Origin of the sequence: Bifidobacterium vansinderenii, assembly GCF_002234915.1 — a bacterium.
Lineage (GTDB): Bacteria > Actinomycetota > Actinomycetes > Actinomycetales > Bifidobacteriaceae > Galliscardovia > Galliscardovia vansinderenii.
Genome location: NZ_NEWD01000006.1, coordinates 1 through 16,191, shown reverse-complemented (window position 1 = coordinate 16,191; position 16,191 = coordinate 1). Strand labels below are relative to the sequence as shown.

Annotated in this window: 12 protein-coding genes; 4 read left to right on the top strand and 8 right to left on the bottom strand. The window is 58.9% G+C overall.

The window, feature by feature from the left end; translation table 11 throughout:
* The first annotated feature begins 1 nt into the window (after window position 1).
* A complete protein-coding gene (locus Tam10B_RS03115; protein WP_093959814.1) occupies window positions 2-1,462 on the top strand; it encodes an HNH endonuclease family protein in 1,461 nt (486 codons plus the stop codon).
* Window positions 1,463-1,747: 285 nt separating this feature from the next.
* The gene (locus Tam10B_RS03110; RefSeq protein ID WP_093959813.1) at window positions 1,748-2,512 is read left to right on the top strand and encodes an SDR family NAD(P)-dependent oxidoreductase; all 765 of its coding nucleotides are present in this window, start codon (window positions 1,748-1,750) and stop codon (window positions 2,510-2,512) included.
* Window positions 2,513-2,629: 117 nt separating this feature from the next.
* Here the strand turns inward: Tam10B_RS03110 and Tam10B_RS13200 are convergent, their stop codons facing one another.
* Window positions 2,630-2,800 carry a hypothetical protein gene (locus Tam10B_RS13200; RefSeq protein ID WP_158214114.1) on the bottom strand — a complete coding sequence of 57 codons (171 nt, stop codon included), beginning with the start codon at window positions 2,798-2,800 and terminating at the stop codon, window positions 2,630-2,632.
* A gap of 255 nt (window positions 2,801-3,055) precedes the next feature.
* Here Tam10B_RS13200 and Tam10B_RS03105 point away from each other — a divergent pair, with 255 nt between their 5' ends.
* Window positions 3,056-4,207 (top strand): zinc-dependent alcohol dehydrogenase, encoded by a 1,152-nt coding sequence (locus tag Tam10B_RS03105; RefSeq protein ID WP_093959900.1) that lies wholly within the window; start codon window positions 3,056-3,058, stop codon window positions 4,205-4,207.
* Window positions 4,208-4,401: 194 nt separating this feature from the next.
* Here the strand turns inward: Tam10B_RS03105 and yicI are convergent, their stop codons facing one another.
* Together yicI and Tam10B_RS03095 are read right to left on the bottom strand one after the other, a co-directional pair.
* Window positions 4,402-6,888, bottom strand: coding sequence for an alpha-xylosidase (gene yicI / locus Tam10B_RS03100; RefSeq protein WP_093959812.1), 2,487 nt, complete (start codon window positions 6,886-6,888; stop codon window positions 4,402-4,404).
* A gap of 136 nt (window positions 6,889-7,024) precedes the next feature.
* Window positions 7,025-8,083, bottom strand: coding sequence for a LacI family DNA-binding transcriptional regulator (locus Tam10B_RS03095; RefSeq protein WP_093959811.1), 1,059 nt, complete (start codon window positions 8,081-8,083; stop codon window positions 7,025-7,027).
* 367 nt (window positions 8,084-8,450) lie between these two features.
* Here Tam10B_RS03095 and Tam10B_RS03090 point away from each other — a divergent pair, with 367 nt between their 5' ends.
* The gene (locus tag Tam10B_RS03090) at window positions 8,451-9,794 is read left to right on the top strand and encodes an MFS transporter (RefSeq protein WP_093959810.1); all 1,344 of its coding nucleotides are present in this window, start codon (window positions 8,451-8,453) and stop codon (window positions 9,792-9,794) included.
* Window positions 9,795-10,162: 368 nt separating this feature from the next.
* Here Tam10B_RS03090 and Tam10B_RS03085 read toward each other — a convergent pair whose 3' ends face one another.
* The 5 genes from Tam10B_RS03085 to Tam10B_RS03065 form a co-directional block, all read right to left on the bottom strand.
* A complete protein-coding gene (locus Tam10B_RS03085) occupies window positions 10,163-10,795 on the bottom strand; it encodes a cupin domain-containing protein (protein ID WP_093959809.1) in 633 nt (210 codons plus the stop codon).
* Window positions 10,796-10,872: 77 nt separating this feature from the next.
* On the bottom strand, window positions 10,873-12,879 hold the full coding sequence (locus tag Tam10B_RS03080) for a hypothetical protein (RefSeq protein WP_093959808.1): 2,007 nt from the start codon (window positions 12,877-12,879) through the stop codon (window positions 10,873-10,875).
* Between the two features lie 99 nt (window positions 12,880-12,978).
* Entirely contained in the window at window positions 12,979-13,716 is a 738-nt protein-coding gene (locus Tam10B_RS03075) for a TenA family protein (protein ID WP_093959807.1), read from the bottom strand.
* Between the two features lie 251 nt (window positions 13,717-13,967).
* Window positions 13,968-14,948, bottom strand: a complete 981-nt coding sequence (locus Tam10B_RS03070; protein ID WP_093959806.1) for a uroporphyrinogen decarboxylase family protein — start codon at window positions 14,946-14,948, stop codon at window positions 13,968-13,970.
* 196 nt (window positions 14,949-15,144) lie between these two features.
* The gene (locus Tam10B_RS03065) at window positions 15,145-16,086 is read right to left on the bottom strand and encodes an AEC family transporter (protein WP_233133555.1); all 942 of its coding nucleotides are present in this window, start codon (window positions 16,084-16,086) and stop codon (window positions 15,145-15,147) included.
* Between the last annotated feature and the right edge of the window lie 105 nt (window positions 16,087-16,191).

The window sequence follows — 16,191 nt, the reverse complement described above, 5'->3', positions numbered from 1 at the left end:
AATGACTCACAATCCTGAAGACATTTCAGGCAACCGCATATTCGTCAACCGGTATCGTCATATCCGTGAACTTTTCGATGACGCGGATGCCTTCCCCGACGTCGATTCAGTGGACCGGTTCTACCGCAAGCTGCTGTCCACCGTCGTGCTGCAGATTTCCGTCTCCAAGCTGAGCGACGCATTCTCGGTGTTCTCGTCGCTGAACTCCAAGGGACTGCCTCTGACTCTGGTGGATCTGCTCAAGGGCCAGTTCATTGGCGAAGCCAGCCGCAAGGGCATCGATAAGAGCGAGACCCTTGAGGACTGGGACGAATTCGCAGGTACGTTCACTGCCAAGGACGAGGATGTGAATGTCGCGATCGTCACCCAGTTCCTGCTCAACAACTACGACGTCTTCGAATCCACCGGTACCAAATCGATCACCAAGGGCAAGGCGCTGCGCCTCTACGAAACCGTCATTCAGGACAAATACCGTCGCGGAAGCAACTATCTGGACACTCTGCTGTCGCGAGCGGAACTGTTCGCCATGATCACGAGGGTCGATGGGCATCGCAATGCCGACGCCAGGATCGACCGTCAGCTGGATGCACTGAAGCGACTGGACTCCACGCAGGCGATCCCGCTGCTGCTGTCGTTGTTCTCCGATCAGAAGACATTCGGACTGACCAATGATCATGTTTCGCAGATCCTCGACGTGCTGATTGATTTCTACGTGCGCCGTAACATCACGCTGGTGCCGAAGTCGTCGAATACGCGCAGTCGCATGCTGGGACTGGTGCGCGAGCTGACCGCGCCGACCGGTCCACGCGGCGATGCCGCGGTCCAGCTGATTGCGTCTACGTTGAAGGAGATCAGCTCCTCGGATACGGTCTTCCTTGAGACGCTGAAGTCGGAGGGCCTGTACGACAAGAACGCGAAGACCGCTCGATACGTGCTGATCGCGCTCGAGCGTGGCCTGACCGGTCCCAGCTCCTTCGACAAGGGGCACCCGGACAATCTGGATGAACTCGGCAACAAGGGCAAGCCGATCTGGACCATCGAACACATCCTGCCGGAAGGGGAGAACCTGCCGAAATGGTGGCGGGAGATGATCTCGCCTGATAATCCGGATCCGGAAGTAGCCGCAGGCGTTCAGGGACAGTACGTGCATCTGTTGGGCAACCTCACGCTCACGCCGTACAACTCCGAGTTCAAGCAGAAGCCGTTCGTGAACGCCAAGAACCCGTACGAGGATGGCATGGAATCGTACGACAAGTCCAAGCGTGACTATCGCGTCAACGGGCACTTCGTGGGCATGCGTCACCCCTTCCGTCTCAATGCGAGCATTCCGGACACCGCGAACGGGGAGACGATCGAAACCAAGACGGACTGGACGCCGCAGGACATCCAGCGTCGAACGGATCTGCTTGCCAACGAGGTAGTGAAGCTCTTCGCATTCCCTGAGGACGCCTCGGAGAAGTAGCAGCTCCTGACCTGACCGATTCAATGGCCGCAGCCGCTTTGTCGACTCAGGCCATTCTGTCTGAAGCGGCCGTCCATCCTAGTGATGGCGGCCGCATTTTTGTGGCTAATTCGTTGACGTCACCGACTTGTTCCTTAACCGGGTGTGAGGGGCGAGATGCGGCGAGATAACGGGCGTTTCAGATGGCTGACGATATTGAGCAGGCGCCGTTCGAGCGGACTAGGCTCTGTGGATGGGATCAACAATCTCGTCTATCGCAGGCTTAGGTAGTCTCGGGAAGGGGACATGGCAATGACGGTGAGGCGTTGGGAGGATCAGACGGCTTTGGTGACGGGTGCGGGTCGTGGCATCGGTCGGGCCACGGCGCTCATGCTCGCGTCGAAGGGCGTGCGCGTGGCGGTCAACGACATCAACCCCGACACCGCGCGCGACACGGTGGAGGAGATCCGGCGCCGTGGCGGCGAGGCGGTGCCCGCGGTGGGTGACGTGTCGGACGAGGCCGACGTGACGCGGATCCACGATGGATTGGCCGCGGACTACGGTGGCGCGGACATCGTGGTGAACAATGCGGGCGTCATCCTCAGCCAGCCGCTGCAGGACGTGTCGGTCGAGCAGTGGGATCGGATCCTTGCGGTGAATCTGAAGGGCGAGTTCCTGAACATCGTGCATGCCGCTCCCCGGATGGTGGAGAAGGGCTACGGGCGTATCGTGAACGTGTCGTCGATCGCGGCGAAGCATGGCGGCGGGTTCCTGGGCAATGTGGCGTATGGGTCGTCGAAGGCGGGTGTGGCGTCGTTGACGCGTGGTGCGGCGCGTGAGTATGCGCCTCATGGGATCACGGTGAATGCGGTGATGCCTGGTCTGACGCATACGCCGATGACGGATGCGATGAGTGATGAGACGCGTGCGCGGATCATTTCGGGCATGCTGGTCAAGCGTGCGGCCGAGCCGGAGGAGATCGCGAGGGTGATCGTGTTCCTCGCCTCGCCCGAGTCCGGGTTCATCACCGGCGAGACCATCGACGTCGACGGAGGAGCAACACTCGATTGAGCATATTGGGTATATCCGGACGGATATGACGTGGATTTGGGCATATCCGCATCATAAAGAGTGGCAAATGCCCCTGTTCGTAATGCGGTTATACCCAGAATCCGGTTATGTATTCGATCAGTCCTCGATCTCTTCGCTCTCGCGTTCCTGTTCCTGCTTTATGTAGATGCCGGTGATGGCGGTCCAGATGACCGTGGACAGTCCATAAAGCGTGGCCTGGAGCTTGTTGCCGTGAATGATGTAGAGGATGGCCGTGATGGCGTTGGCGATCGCTGCGACGGTGCACATAGTGGAAACCTTGGGCATTCTTCTCATAGTTGTCAGTATAGGGGGTGAGCCGTGTCTCACGATGCGGGAACATCCGCTTTTCACAGCGCCAAATACCCATTTTCGGCAGGATCGTAAGGGCTTTTGACGCTGCGAAAAGCGGGATACGGGTGTTTGGCGCTGTGAATTAGGCGCCCGATCAATCCCGCAAATACGCAGTAAACGGGGGTAACGTGAGCAGTGACGACATTCGTTCATCACGAAGGAGTAATGATCATGTCCGAAGAATCCACTATCCCCACCGCCGAGCCCGTCATTCCCGCCGAAGGTCGCGTCGCGGTGCTCACCGAGCCGAAGCACATCGATGTGCGTACGCTGCCGTTGCCGAAAATCGGCGACGACGAGGTGCTCGTCCGCGTCGAAGGCTGCGGCATCTGCGGCACCGACCAGTCCGAATACCGTGCCGACCCGTTCGGATTCGCGCCGATCGTGCTTGGCCACGAGGCCACCGGCGAGGTCGTCAAACTCGGCAAGAACGTGACCGCCGACTATTCCGGCAAGCCGCTGAAGGTGGGCGACAAGATCGTCACCGGTCTGCGTCCGTGCGGGCACTGTGCGATCTGCCGTCGTCGTGCGGACATGATCCACCTGTGCGAGAACGGCGAGATCCACGGTCTGATGCCCGGCGAGGATCACTTCTTCAACGGCTGGTATTCCGACTACATGAAGTGCAATCCCGGCGCGGTGATCTTCAACGTCAACGACATGCCCGACCGTGACCTGCGCATTCTGATCGAGCCGGCCGCCGTGATCGTGCACGCCGTCGAGGAGGCCAAGAAGATCTACGACTTCAAGCACGGGTCGCACGTGCTGGTTCAGGGCTGCGGTCCGATCGGCCTGCTGCTCGTCGCGCTACTGAAGACGTACGGCATTCGCAATATCGTGGCCGTCGATGCCAAGGCGGCACGACTCGAGATGGCCCGGAAGCTTGGCGCCACCGCCGTGGTGAACGTTGCCGACTACGACTCGGTGGACGCCGCGGCCGACGCCGTACGTGAGGCGACTGAAGGGCTCGGCGCGGAGATGGGCTTCCAGTGCACTGGCTCGCCCGCTGCGGCCGCAGCCCTGTTCAAGTACATTCGTCGCGGCGGATCGTACTGCGAGGTCGGCTTCTTCACCAACACCGGCGACGCCACGTACAACCCGCATCTGGACGTGTGCCAGAAGGAGATCAAGCTCACCGGCTCGTGGACCTATCAGGCCGGCGACTGGCTCGAGGCGCAGGAATTCCTCAAGGAGGCCAAGGACCGCGGCCTGCCCGTCATGGATTTGGTCACCAACGTATTCCCGCTCGACCAGATCAACGAGGCCATGGAATACGCGCTGAGCATGCAGGGCCTCAAGATCGAGGTCGTTCCGGAACTGTAACCGCAGCGTAGTCCGGAGCCGCGGTGTATCCGCATTGCGAGATTACTCGCCGGAGTTGTTTCGCAATGCGGGAACATCTACTCTTTGGGGCGCCAACTTCCCATTTTTGCGTCGATTTTCGGGAAGTTGACGCCCCAAAGAGCAGAATTCGGGTATTTGACGCCCCAAAAACAGCGCCTCCCGACCGGCTTGGACTACAACAGAACCGTTCCGTTCTCGGAGGCCACGATCCGCGCATCGTCGCCGCAGCCGAGACGCGCGCGGAATTCACGGCCGTCGGAGCTACGAACCTCCACGCCGTCATCGGCGCGACGGGCGGTGAACGTCACCGACGAACCATCCATCTCCGTGACCACGGTCTCGATCACGCCGCCAGATGCGCCATTGCCGTCAGCCATGCCAACGCCGCCAGCCTCACCGACACCGGCGCCAACACCCAGCTCCTCCAAACACACCGTCACCAGCGCATCCACACCATATTCACGATCTGGCTTGCCGGCACCGGGATTGGTGACCACCAGACTGTCGCCGCGCACCCACAGCGGAATGGAATCGTAGTCATGACGTTCGCTACGCCACAGACCATGCTCGCTGACCACCTTCTCGCCGGTGAACCAGTTGGTCCACGTGCCGGCCGGCAGATAGTACTGCACGTCACCGGAGTAGGAGAACACCGGCGCCACGAGCAGTGACGGGCCGAACATGTACTGACGGTCGAGCGTACGGCAGGTCGGGTCGTCGGGGAACTCCATGAACATCGAACGCATCACCGGCGTGCCGTTCAGATGCGGCTGCAGACCCACCTGATACAGGTACGGCATGAGCGCAAGCTTGAGCTTGACGAACTTGCGCGCCACGTCCACCGCACTCTGACCGGGTCGGATCTCCACGCCGTTCTTTTCGTCGGCCTCATCGAACAGCCACGGCACGCGGTACACGGTGGAGCCGTGCATACGCGAATGCGATCCCAGCAGACCGAACGCCACCCAACGCTTGTACACCGCCGAATCCGGGAACGCGCCTTCGAAGCCGCCGATGTCGTGACTCCAGAAGCCGAAACCGGAGCTCGTAATCGACAGGCCCGCACGCAGCGTCTGCGCCATGCCGCTGAACGTGGACTCGCAGTCGCCGCCCCAGTGCACCGGCTCCATCTGACCGCCCACCGTGGCGGAACGCGCGAACAGACACGCCTTGCCCTTGCCGTACACCTCCTCGATGGCCTCGAACACCGTCCGGTTGTACAGCTGCGTGTACCAGTTGTGCATCGACAGCGGCGCCGAACCGTCATGCCACGCCACGTCACGCGGAATGCGCTCGCCGAAATCGGTCTTGATGGCATCCACGCCCTGACGCAGCAGCGTCTTCACCTTGCTCTTGAACCAGTCGCGCGCCTCGGGATTCGTGAAGTCCACCAGGCCCATGCCGGCCTGCCACATGTCCGTCTGCCAGATCTCGCCGTTCGGCTTGCGAACCAGATAGCCCTTCTCCTTGCCCTCGGCGAACAGTCGACCGCGCTGGCCGATGTACGGGTTGATCCACGCGCAGATATGCAGACCCTTGTCCTCGTGCAGGCGCTCCAGCGTGGACTCGATGTCGCCGAAGAAGCGCTTGTCCCATTCGAAATCGGTCCACTGAAACTCACGCATCCAGAAGCAGTCGTAGTGGAACGCGCTGAGCGGGATGTCACGCTCAGCCATGCCGTCGATGAACGAATTGATTGTTTGCTCATCGTACTTTGTGGTGAACGACGTGGTCAGCCACAGGCCGTAGCTCCACGCGGGCACGTTCGCCGGACGGCCGACCAAAGCCGTGTACCGGTTCAGAATCTCCTTCGGCGTCGGACCATAGATCACCAGGAAGTCAAGCGATTCGCCCGGCACGGAGAACTGCACAGCGTCAGTGTTTTCGCTGCCCACCTCGAACGAAACATGCCCGCGGTTGTTCACCAGCACACCGTAGCCATTCGACGTCATATAGAACGGAATGTCCTTGTAACCCTGCTCGGACGCGGTGCCGCCGTCCTGATTCCAGATGTCGATCGTCTGACCGTTCTTCACATACGTGCCGAAGCGCTCGCCGAAGCCGTAGACGGTCTCTCCCACGCCCAGCGAGAGCTGGATGGCGCTGAACACGTCGGATTCGTCGAACGCCGAACCATCCTTGGAGACGCCGAACTCGCCCACCGGCTGGGTGCTCACGGCGGACAGTTCGTTGAGCAGGAACCGGCCGAGCGACTTGCCCTGACTGGCGGTGAGCGTGCGTCCGTTCGCACTGAACGTGAGATTCCACGGGCTGCCCTTGACCACGGTGGCCTCGAGATCGCCGGACCTGAGCGTGATGCTCGCACCATCCTCGCCGAGTTCGCCGTCGCCGTTGCCGATCGCGTTCACGGACACGTAGTCGCGCTCGCCGGGCTCGTCAATGTTCAGCGGGAAGCCGGGGGTGACGTCCGCGCCCAGCCAGTGCGCCGCCTGCACGCGGATCACGCCTTCCGCCGGCGTGCTTACGCGCACGTCGAACGTGCCCAGATTCAGCGTATCGTTGCGGCCGCGCACCTCCTTGGTGGGGGCGAGCACGTCGAAGCTTTCGCCGTCGTCGCCCGTGCTCAGCGTGTAGGCCTGACGGGCGTACAGCGCCTCGACGTGAGGTCGGTTCATCCAGTAGCCGTTGGTGAATTTCATATCAGCCGCTCCTTTGCTGCGTGATGGCATGTGTCGTCTTGCGTAACCGCCTGGCGTCGTTGCCGTAACGATCGTCGTTCGGTGTTTGTGCGTGTATGACAGTCACGGTAATCGATGCGCATGCGTTCCCCAAACGTCATTTCGATGGATTTCGACGGGCTTGCGTGACCGATCCGCGATCAAGATAGGGGATCTCCATGCGTTCCACTGTGCCCATCGGCACGCCGTGGCCGGCGAGAATATCCATCATCATGTCGATCGCGCGGGAGCAGGTGCGTTCGGGCTGCAACGGCAGTTCGTCGATCGGCGTCGACAGGCGGTCCGCGTCGCCCAACGTGGTGAGCGACAGCACCGACACGTCATGCGGAACATGTTTGCCCATCAGTGAGAGACGGCCGATCAGCGCCTCCACGAACGTTAGATCGGACTGCACGATGATTGCCGTCGCGTCGGGCTGGGCGGCGAACGCCTTCTCCAGCAGGGAGTCGATCGACCCGATCGCCCAGGAGCCCGCATCGGACGAATCAGCGGGCGGCGCATATCCCTTCAACGTCATGCCGCATTTGCGCGCATAATGCTGCAGCGAGCCGAGCGAACGCATGATGAAGTTCGACCGGCGGCGGTATTCGTCGGGCGCCGAGCCGAAGAAGATGCAATCACGATGTCCCAACTGCGACAGCCGATCCACCGCCGCATCGCATGCCCGATCGAAATCCAGATCGACGCACGCCAGATGCGTGGTGTCGTGCGGCACGCCCACCGCCACATACGGCACGGAGGAGATCTCCGCGCGGCTGACGCGGGAATCGTTCATGTCCACATCGAGCAGGATCACGCCATCGACCAGCCCGGCATCCGTCACCTGCTCCAGACGCGTCTGCGCCTGCTCGCCGGACTCGGACAGCACGATCGTGTCGTATCCGCGCTCCCTGGCGCTTTTGACCACGCTCATCAGAAAACCGGCGTAGGTGCGCTCAGTGGTGGTGGGGCGGATCGGATCGCTGACCGCCAGAAAGCCGGTACGTTTGCCGGACGATACGAGCGGGCCGCCATGGGGAAAGTAGCCGAGTTCGCGGGCAGTCCGCAGAATATACTGGCGAACCTCGGGGGAGATGCGCCTCTTGCCGCTCAGGGCGTACGACACCGTGCTGATCGAGACCCCGGCCTGTGCGGCAACGTCCTTGATGCCTACCATCGTTTCCTCCTGTGGATTCGGTGTGCGGTTGTGGTGCGTCTGAGTGTACCGTGCGGTTGCTTTGCTGCGGCGAGCGCGGTTGTGGTGGTTGCGGTTGTGGAGAGCGCGGTTGAATCGAAAAATATCGAAACCCTTGCAATTGCAACGATATCAAGTTAGTAAATTGCTCTGACAATTTGACCATGCCATCGGTCCGCTTCTAAGTTGTGCTTATCGATGCCGCCGATGACGTTCGATGAGCCATTGAGGCGTCACGATCGTGACACCTGCATTACGTCGTCGGCACTTGCATTGCCGACTGTGTTATCGACACCGCGGCAACGCATCGCATCATCACACGTTCACGTCAGCGAAGACAGGAGCACACATGACCGCCACATCCCCGACCCCGACTTCGGTGGATTCCAAGCAGGCGCGACTCGCGGCATACAATGCCGCCGTGGCCGCCGCGGAACAGAATCCCGACCTCAGCCCCGAAACCGGCAAGCCATTCTCCCGCGGCACGCTGCTGCGATTCGGCGTCGGCTTCCTCGTATTCGGCATCCTCTGGATGAGCGGACTCAACATCGCCTTCGCCGTGCTCATGCCCCAGCACTTCAAATCCGTCGAAGGTATTTCGCCCGAAGCGTTGAACGGCATCGTCAACTCGTTCAGCGCCATCGCCGGTCTGGTCTCCAACCTCGTGTTCGGCAACTTCTCCGACCGATCCCGATCCCGCTTCGGCCGTCGCACGCCTTGGATCCTCGGCGGCGCGCTGTTCGCCGGCGTGCTGCTGTTCCTCACCGGCATGACCACCAACCCCGTGCTGCTCACCATCTTCTACTGCGCGAGCCTGTGCGGTCTCAACGCCATGATCGCCCCGCTCGTCGCCGTGCTCTCCGACCGTGTGCCCGCCGGCATGCGCGGCTCGCTCTCCGCGTTCTACGGCGCCGGATCCGTGGTGGGCGCACCCATCGGCACGCTGCTCGGCGCGTTCTTCATCACCAACATGGTGCCCGGCTTCGCGCTCGCCGGCGTGCTCATGTTCCTGGCCGGCCCGGTCTCCGTGGCCATCATTCCCCGCGAGGCGTCCGCCGACTTCCTGCCCAAGGACGAAGGCAGTCTCAAGGACGTGGCCATGAGCTTCATCCCGCCGAAGTTCTCCACCGCGCACGATTTCTACAAGGCGTTCGCCGGACGCTTCTGCATGCTGCTGAGCTACCAGATGATCAACGCCTACCAGCTGTACATCATCCAGAACTACGTCGGCCAGAGCGACATCGAATCCGCCAAGACCATTTCCGTCATGTCGGTCATCACCATGGCTGTCTCCCTGTTCGGATCCTTGGTCTCCGGTCCGATCTCCGACAGGATCGGCCGCCGCAAGGTGCCCGTCGTCGTCGCATCCGTCGCGTTCGCGTTCGGCATCGCCATGCCGTGGATCTTCCCCTCGGCCATGGGCATGTACCTGTTCGCCGCCATCGGTGGCCTCGGATACGGCATTTACTCGTCCATCGATCAGGCGCTCAACGTGGACGTGCTGCCGAACAAGGAGGACGCCGGTCGAGATCTGGGCATTCTCAACGTGGCCACCACGCTCGGGCAGATGTGCGGTCCGATCGTGATGTCGACCGTCGCGCTGTCGCTCGGCTACGTCTACGCCTTCCCGGTCGCGATTGCGATCGCCCTGTTCGGCTGCGTCTTCATCCTCAGCATCAAGTCCGTCAAGTGACGGGGTGCCGGTACGAAACATCGTGCCGGCGCTTTTGCGTGTTTTGCGTGTTCTGCGCGTCCGCATTGCGAGACCGCTCGCTGGAATCGTTTTGCAATGCGGGAACATCTGCTCTTTGGGGCGCCAACTTCCCGTTTTCGCGTCGATTTTCGGGAATTTGACGCCCCAAAGAGCAGAATTCGGGTATTTGACGCTGTGAATGGGGAGACGAAAGTGTCGAGTGTGGACGACACTTTCACCTGTTCGGATGGGAAGTTTCGTCCATACTGGACACTTTTTGAGTTGTTGGAGTGCTATCCCTCCCTCAGACCGACGTTGTCGGCCAGCTCCCTCCCTTGGAGGGAGCACGCAGGTGTGATGGATGGCGTTCAGTTGGCGTTGTCCGCGAGGTTGAAGCCGTCGAAGGTGAATCCGGGGGAGACCACGCAGGAGACCAGTGCGTCGGCGTCGCCGGGAATGGTGCGCTGCCAGACGCCGGCAGGGACGATCGCGTAGCCGATCACGGGTTCGGCGGCGCTGCCATTGGCATTGGCGACATCGGTTTCAGCGCCGGTGCCATTGCGGAGTCCATCGGCGGTTCCGACTCCATCCGGATCTTCATACGCCCCAGTAAGGCCGGAACCCAATACGATGCGCTCGGATTTCGCGGGATCCGGAGCATCGCCGCTACCTGCCAGTTCGAGCGTCACGTGACCCGGACCGTGCCACAGCCACAGTTCGTCGGCATCCACCTGATGCCAGTCGCTGAAATCGCCGGTCGGCAGCAGGAAATAGATCAGTGATGCCAGCGGGCGATTGCCGGTAACCATGCTGAATCCAGCATGCTGCGTCGGCGATGTGAAATCGGCGGGAGCGAGCGACGACGACTGCCAGTCGCGCACATACCATCCGCCCTCCGGATGTGGCTCCAGGCCCAGCCGTGCGATCACCGACTTTGCATACTCGCTCAGCGGCGGAATATCATGCACCGGTTCCGGAATATTCTCATACTGCAAAGTCATGCCTTCTGCTCCTTTGATTGGGTGGATTTCATTTGTCTGTAATCTTTGTGCTTTTGAAATTCAATTGATTCTTTAGGTTATTCTCTACTCCACTGTCTTTTGACATATGAATCAAGATGTTCTAGTATGAATTCCCCTTTTTTATTTTCTGCGAGAATGCTATATGGTGCCTTTTCCAAGGTATCCATTGCTGGCGGGTTTTGGGGATCGTAATATACGCGATGATGAAGTTTGTGCTCTTCGCTATTTATGAAATATTCTTTTCCCATGTATATCTTGCAGCTATAGCGGCACAGCCAGATCATCGTCTTGATAAAAATCAAGATAGGGACTAGTGAGACTAAGACCTCCGCCCGATCAAGTGGTGTGTGAGGGACGATGCTGCTAAGAGAATGCAGGGAGCAGTCATTAGTCGTAGTGCGGTTATTGGTGTTAAAAAACGTTATGGCATAAGAGAATGAGTAGAAGATCAGTGATTTCGATATGGTGTCGTCGAGTTTCTTCCTGATGTGATCCGATATCGAATTATTGATTCCGGAAAGAGTCTTTGCGAGCCATAGGGTGAAAATCATCGATAGGCCGGCAATGAGATTGTCTCCGCTAAATAGACTGGCTAGTGATTCGCATTCCGTAGTGGCTGTATAGAGGTTAAGTAGTGATAATGCGCATAACAGCATTGCCCATAATGAGGAATATCGAAGACTCCTATAATCCGGAAAGATTGTTAGCCTAATACGGCTGATGGATCGATGATGGTTCATATACCGGGCACAATGAATGCGTCCTGCCGATGATTGGATTCGGATATCGGATTCGTCGGGTTTGTTTTTCGTTTCTTTGCTTTCGAGCTGACCATGTGGAACAAGTTCATGAACATTGGTGATAACCGTGTTCTCGATCGGTGTAACTTCAATATGTGAAGATCTCGATGCGTATGACTGGAAACTGAGATTAACGTGATCGGCAAGATGTAAAGGGCCAAGAAAGAGTTGGGGTATGAACTCGAGTATTTTGCGACCGTGCTTTATGGTATTGAGAGAAGTGGCAGACGTTTTTTGCGGGTGTTTGATTGTGCCGTTAAGCCAGTCGTCTATGCTGGCCGTTGAACGGTAACTGTCGTCGAACTTGATATTGAATAGCATTTTCTGCTGCAATTCATTCCGGTGAACATAAACAATGACCGGGTATTGTTCGCAAAGATTGGATAAAAGTAGCAGGAAGGCCATGAGGGCATCGGTATTATTCTGATTCTCTTCTTGCTCTGTCTCTGAAGACGAAGCTTTAGAAACATTTGTGCTGATGAATTCATGAATTCCTAGGAGAAGAGCGATTGTTGATTGGTTATTGGGTTTATCGTTTTTCTCTCCAGAGAATTGTTCGTCGTCGGATCTGTGGGAAGGGAGAGATGCCAGATATCTTGCATATGTGTCTTTGATTGCGTTAGGTATCGAAGCGCTGTCGCCTGATTGTTTATCAGAGCCTGTAGTGGTTGATTCTTCTAGCTGATATATGAGACCAGCAATTTCCTGACTATACCAATGATGCTTCTTTCTGAGGATGTCGGCTGGTATTTTGTCCTTATCGTTATCGGAAATTATATTTGTGTATGCTTTATTGCGGGCATCCTCGAAGTCGAATGAATCCTTGTTATCAGATACTGTCCGAAGGTATCGTTCAACTATTGATTTCAGTTCTTCATGGTCGGGAATCTGATCCCAGCAGTACTGGAGCGCTGCCATAGTGATCTGTGAAGTTTCCGTATATGTGGAAGTCATCAGTTCGCGGCCATCGTTGTCAGAGAAGCTGAGATGAATATGATTACCGTTGTCCATGTAATATAGAGGAATCGCAACGTAGGGATTCTCCCGGTTTTCATCATTGCCCCACATAATATGTTTGGTGGGATCCAACGTTAATTTGATGCTGATTTTATATGTCAGATTGCCGGCGGGTGTGAAGGTGACGTTGGTGCTTTGCTGATTGATCCATCGATGCATGCCGAGCAGCAGCATGGCACATTTATGGCCGAAATCGTCATCGATTTGCAGCTGGTAGTCGATATTGCGCATGGCGATGGCGCACATGATTCTCTCGATTCTTTCTGGCTGGTATGTGTGTGGCCAGCTCCCCTCGGGGAGGGGAGCCGAAACGTGTGGGGGCGCCGCCGACCATCCCGGTCTTGGTTACCTATTGGCGTAGGCGTCGTCGAAGAAGCCGCGCTCGTACTTCACGGCGGTGCGGAAGCGTTCCTGCAGTTCGGGGTCGTCGGCGCTGGCAACGCGGTTGAGTTCAGCGATCAGGAAGTCCACCCATTCGCTGAAGAACTCGCCGCGATGCACGTCCACCCAGCCGCGATGCTCGGGCTTCACGGGTAGCTTGCGACCATGGTCGGTGGCACGCTCGGCCCAATCCAGATACAGACTTTCGGCCACCACGAGCACGGCCAGACCATCCTTGTACGAACGGGTCTCGATGGTGTCGGTGTACAGCTTCTTGAAACCGAGACTCGCCGGAGCCAGCTCAGGGTGCAGGATCTGATCCTCGCTCACACCGTACTGGGCGAAGCGATCCTGAAAATACGTGTCTTCGTCGGCGGCAATGAACCCGAGCTGCGCGGCATAACGCACCTTGGCCTTCATCGTGTCGGCCGACGCCAGCACCTGACCGAGCAGCGACAGGAAGTCCTCGGAGAACTGGTAGTCCTGGATCAGATAGTCACGCAGCACGTCCGGGTCGATGGTCTCGTCCACCAGCTCCCTGACGAAACGATGGGTGACTGCCGCCTCCCAATCGTCGTGCACGAGCGCGCGCAGACGCTCATACGTGGTCGTGGCGGTCTCGGCCGTGACCGTGTCGGCCTCAAGGGCGGCATTGTTAGCTGCGTTGTCGGCGGCATTCGTAACGGCGTTGTTTTCGGTCATATATGACATCCCTTCGTCAGCATTGCCCGTACAGGTTCGGCGGGTGTCTCTCAGCCATCCGGTCATCGGCGTATTCCTTGGGAAACTCCGCCGGAACGCAGAACGGCACCCCGTGTCATCCCTCAGTATACGAGTGATAACGGGGGTGCCGGGGGATATGTGGTCGGTGATGGACGGGAGATGTCAGAGACGTCTCAACCTTTCCTCAACCCCCTCAGTCCAGCACAAAACTGCAGCGAGATTACGTGAAACTACAGCGAGCGCGCAGCCTCCACGATCCAGCGGATACGCTCCCAATCAAGTTTCGCGTCGATCGTGCAGTCGCCGCCAAGCAGCAGTCCATGCTTGCCATGGTCAAGAATCAGATCGCGCGTGTACTGCTGCAGCTCCTCCTTGGTGCCGCTATAAATAATGCCGCGATGTCCGTTCGCGTCCCAATGGGTCTCGAAACCGGCCAGCGACGCACGGCCGCCGAAGAACAGACGACCGTCGTTCAGCGACAGATCGTCCACATGCACCGCCCAGTTGACCGCCTTGCCCGGGTAGTCCTGCCACAGTTCCAGCTGGTTCTCCTTGCCGGCGAACCCGCAGAAATGCACGATGTTGTTGTCCGAATACCGGTTGGCATGCTCAAGCGCATACAGATCCGACGGCCTGACCCAACGACGATGCTCCTCCGGCGTGAACAGGCCTTTCTCGCCGTTCTGCACGCAGTAGTACACGCCGTCCGCTCCGGCCTCCTCGATCACACGTCGCGCCAGAATCGACGCGGTCTGGCCGATCGTGTCCAACGCGTGCAGCACGGCATTGGGATCCTCACGCAGATCGGCGACCACGCGATCGAAATGACGGCCCACCTGCTCGGCGCCGAACCGCAGATACGACAACGGTGCGAACACGTTGTAGAACACGCAGCGCTCATCGCCGATTGCCGCAACTAGATCACGAACGCGCTCCACCTGCTGCTCGATCCACGGATCATGCGGCTGCAACGGCTCCAGCCCATACCAGTCGTGCGCCTCGGTGATCTCCACGTTGAACGGATAGTTGAAGAACCCGTCGGACATGACCTTGAGAAAATCGAGATCCGTCTGCCGATAGTAGTTGAGGTGCGCCTGCACGTTGCGCTCGCCGGTCGCCTCCTCGCCGGAGAAATGGAACCAGAAGCCCACCGGCACATGATCGACGGGACGGTTGTTGAGGGCGTTGAGCACGCGTTCGCGTTTGTTCACTGATCGACCTTTCTCGTCGGACTGCCATGAAAGACGTATTTCCGCAGCGGCCATCCCCATGATTCGCCGCGGATTCCGTATGGATATCAGCGAGTCTAGGGGAGTACGGCTGCAGACACGACGAGGCCGTCATACGCGTTGGCTATGGGACGTTATCGGAGCCAACTCGCATATGAAACCCTCATGAGGTCGGCACTCACGACCCCAGCAGTCCTGCGATCACGAAGATGAAGATCGGTGACGACAGCGTGCTCAGCAGAATGCCGTCACGCGCGAACGTGGTGCCCGCCTCATACCGGGACGCATAGTTGTATACGTTCTGCGCGGTGGGCAGCGCGGCCAGCACCACGCACGAGTATAGTTCCGCGCCACGGAAACCCATGAAGTAGGCGATCAGGAACGCGACGAGCGGCATGATCGCGTTCTTCAACAGGGCGGCAGTGATCGTGGCCGCTCGGTTCGAATCCCTGCCCAGCGGCTTCGACCCGTGCAGCGACATGCCGAACGCCATGAGGATCAGCGGCACCGCGGAATTGCCCACGATGTTGATCGGATCGTAGATATAGCTCGGTACGACGAACCAGCCGGCCGCATCGCTGACCGCGGACGCGACGATGCCGATCATCACGCCGATCAGAATCGGTTGGTGCAGCGGCTGCGTCACGATCGCCTTCACGCTCACTTTGCCACGCGACGACAGGTCCAGCGACGTGAGCGCGATCGGCGTGAACAGCACCTGCTGGATCAGCACGATCGGCGTGACCGCGGCCGGATTGCCGAGAATGTACGTGGCGATCGGCAGACCGATGTTGTTCGCGTTCATGTACATCGAGACCAGAACGCCGATCGTCGTGTCCGCCGAACCCATGTGAAACATCGTCGCGTTCAAACAGAGGAATATCGCTCCCGTGACCACCGCACATGCGATCGCCACCGCGATCGACGGCTTGAACACGTCCGACAGATGCTCCTTCGACAGGATCGCGAACATCAGGCACGGCGTGGACACGAAATAGCTGAACCTGTTGAGCACCATCTGCGCGGTGGGCCCGCCGATGCGGAAGCGAGCCGCGATGTAGCCGATGAGAATGATGATGCCGATGACGCAGAACCCCTGCATCGCCGATATGAGCCCCATGTTGTGCGCCCTCCGATCGTTGCGCGTGATGTACGACCGCGTGGTCGCGCATCACGCCGTGTATCTCGTATGCCGTATGAATGGGTCCTCACCCATACGACGATG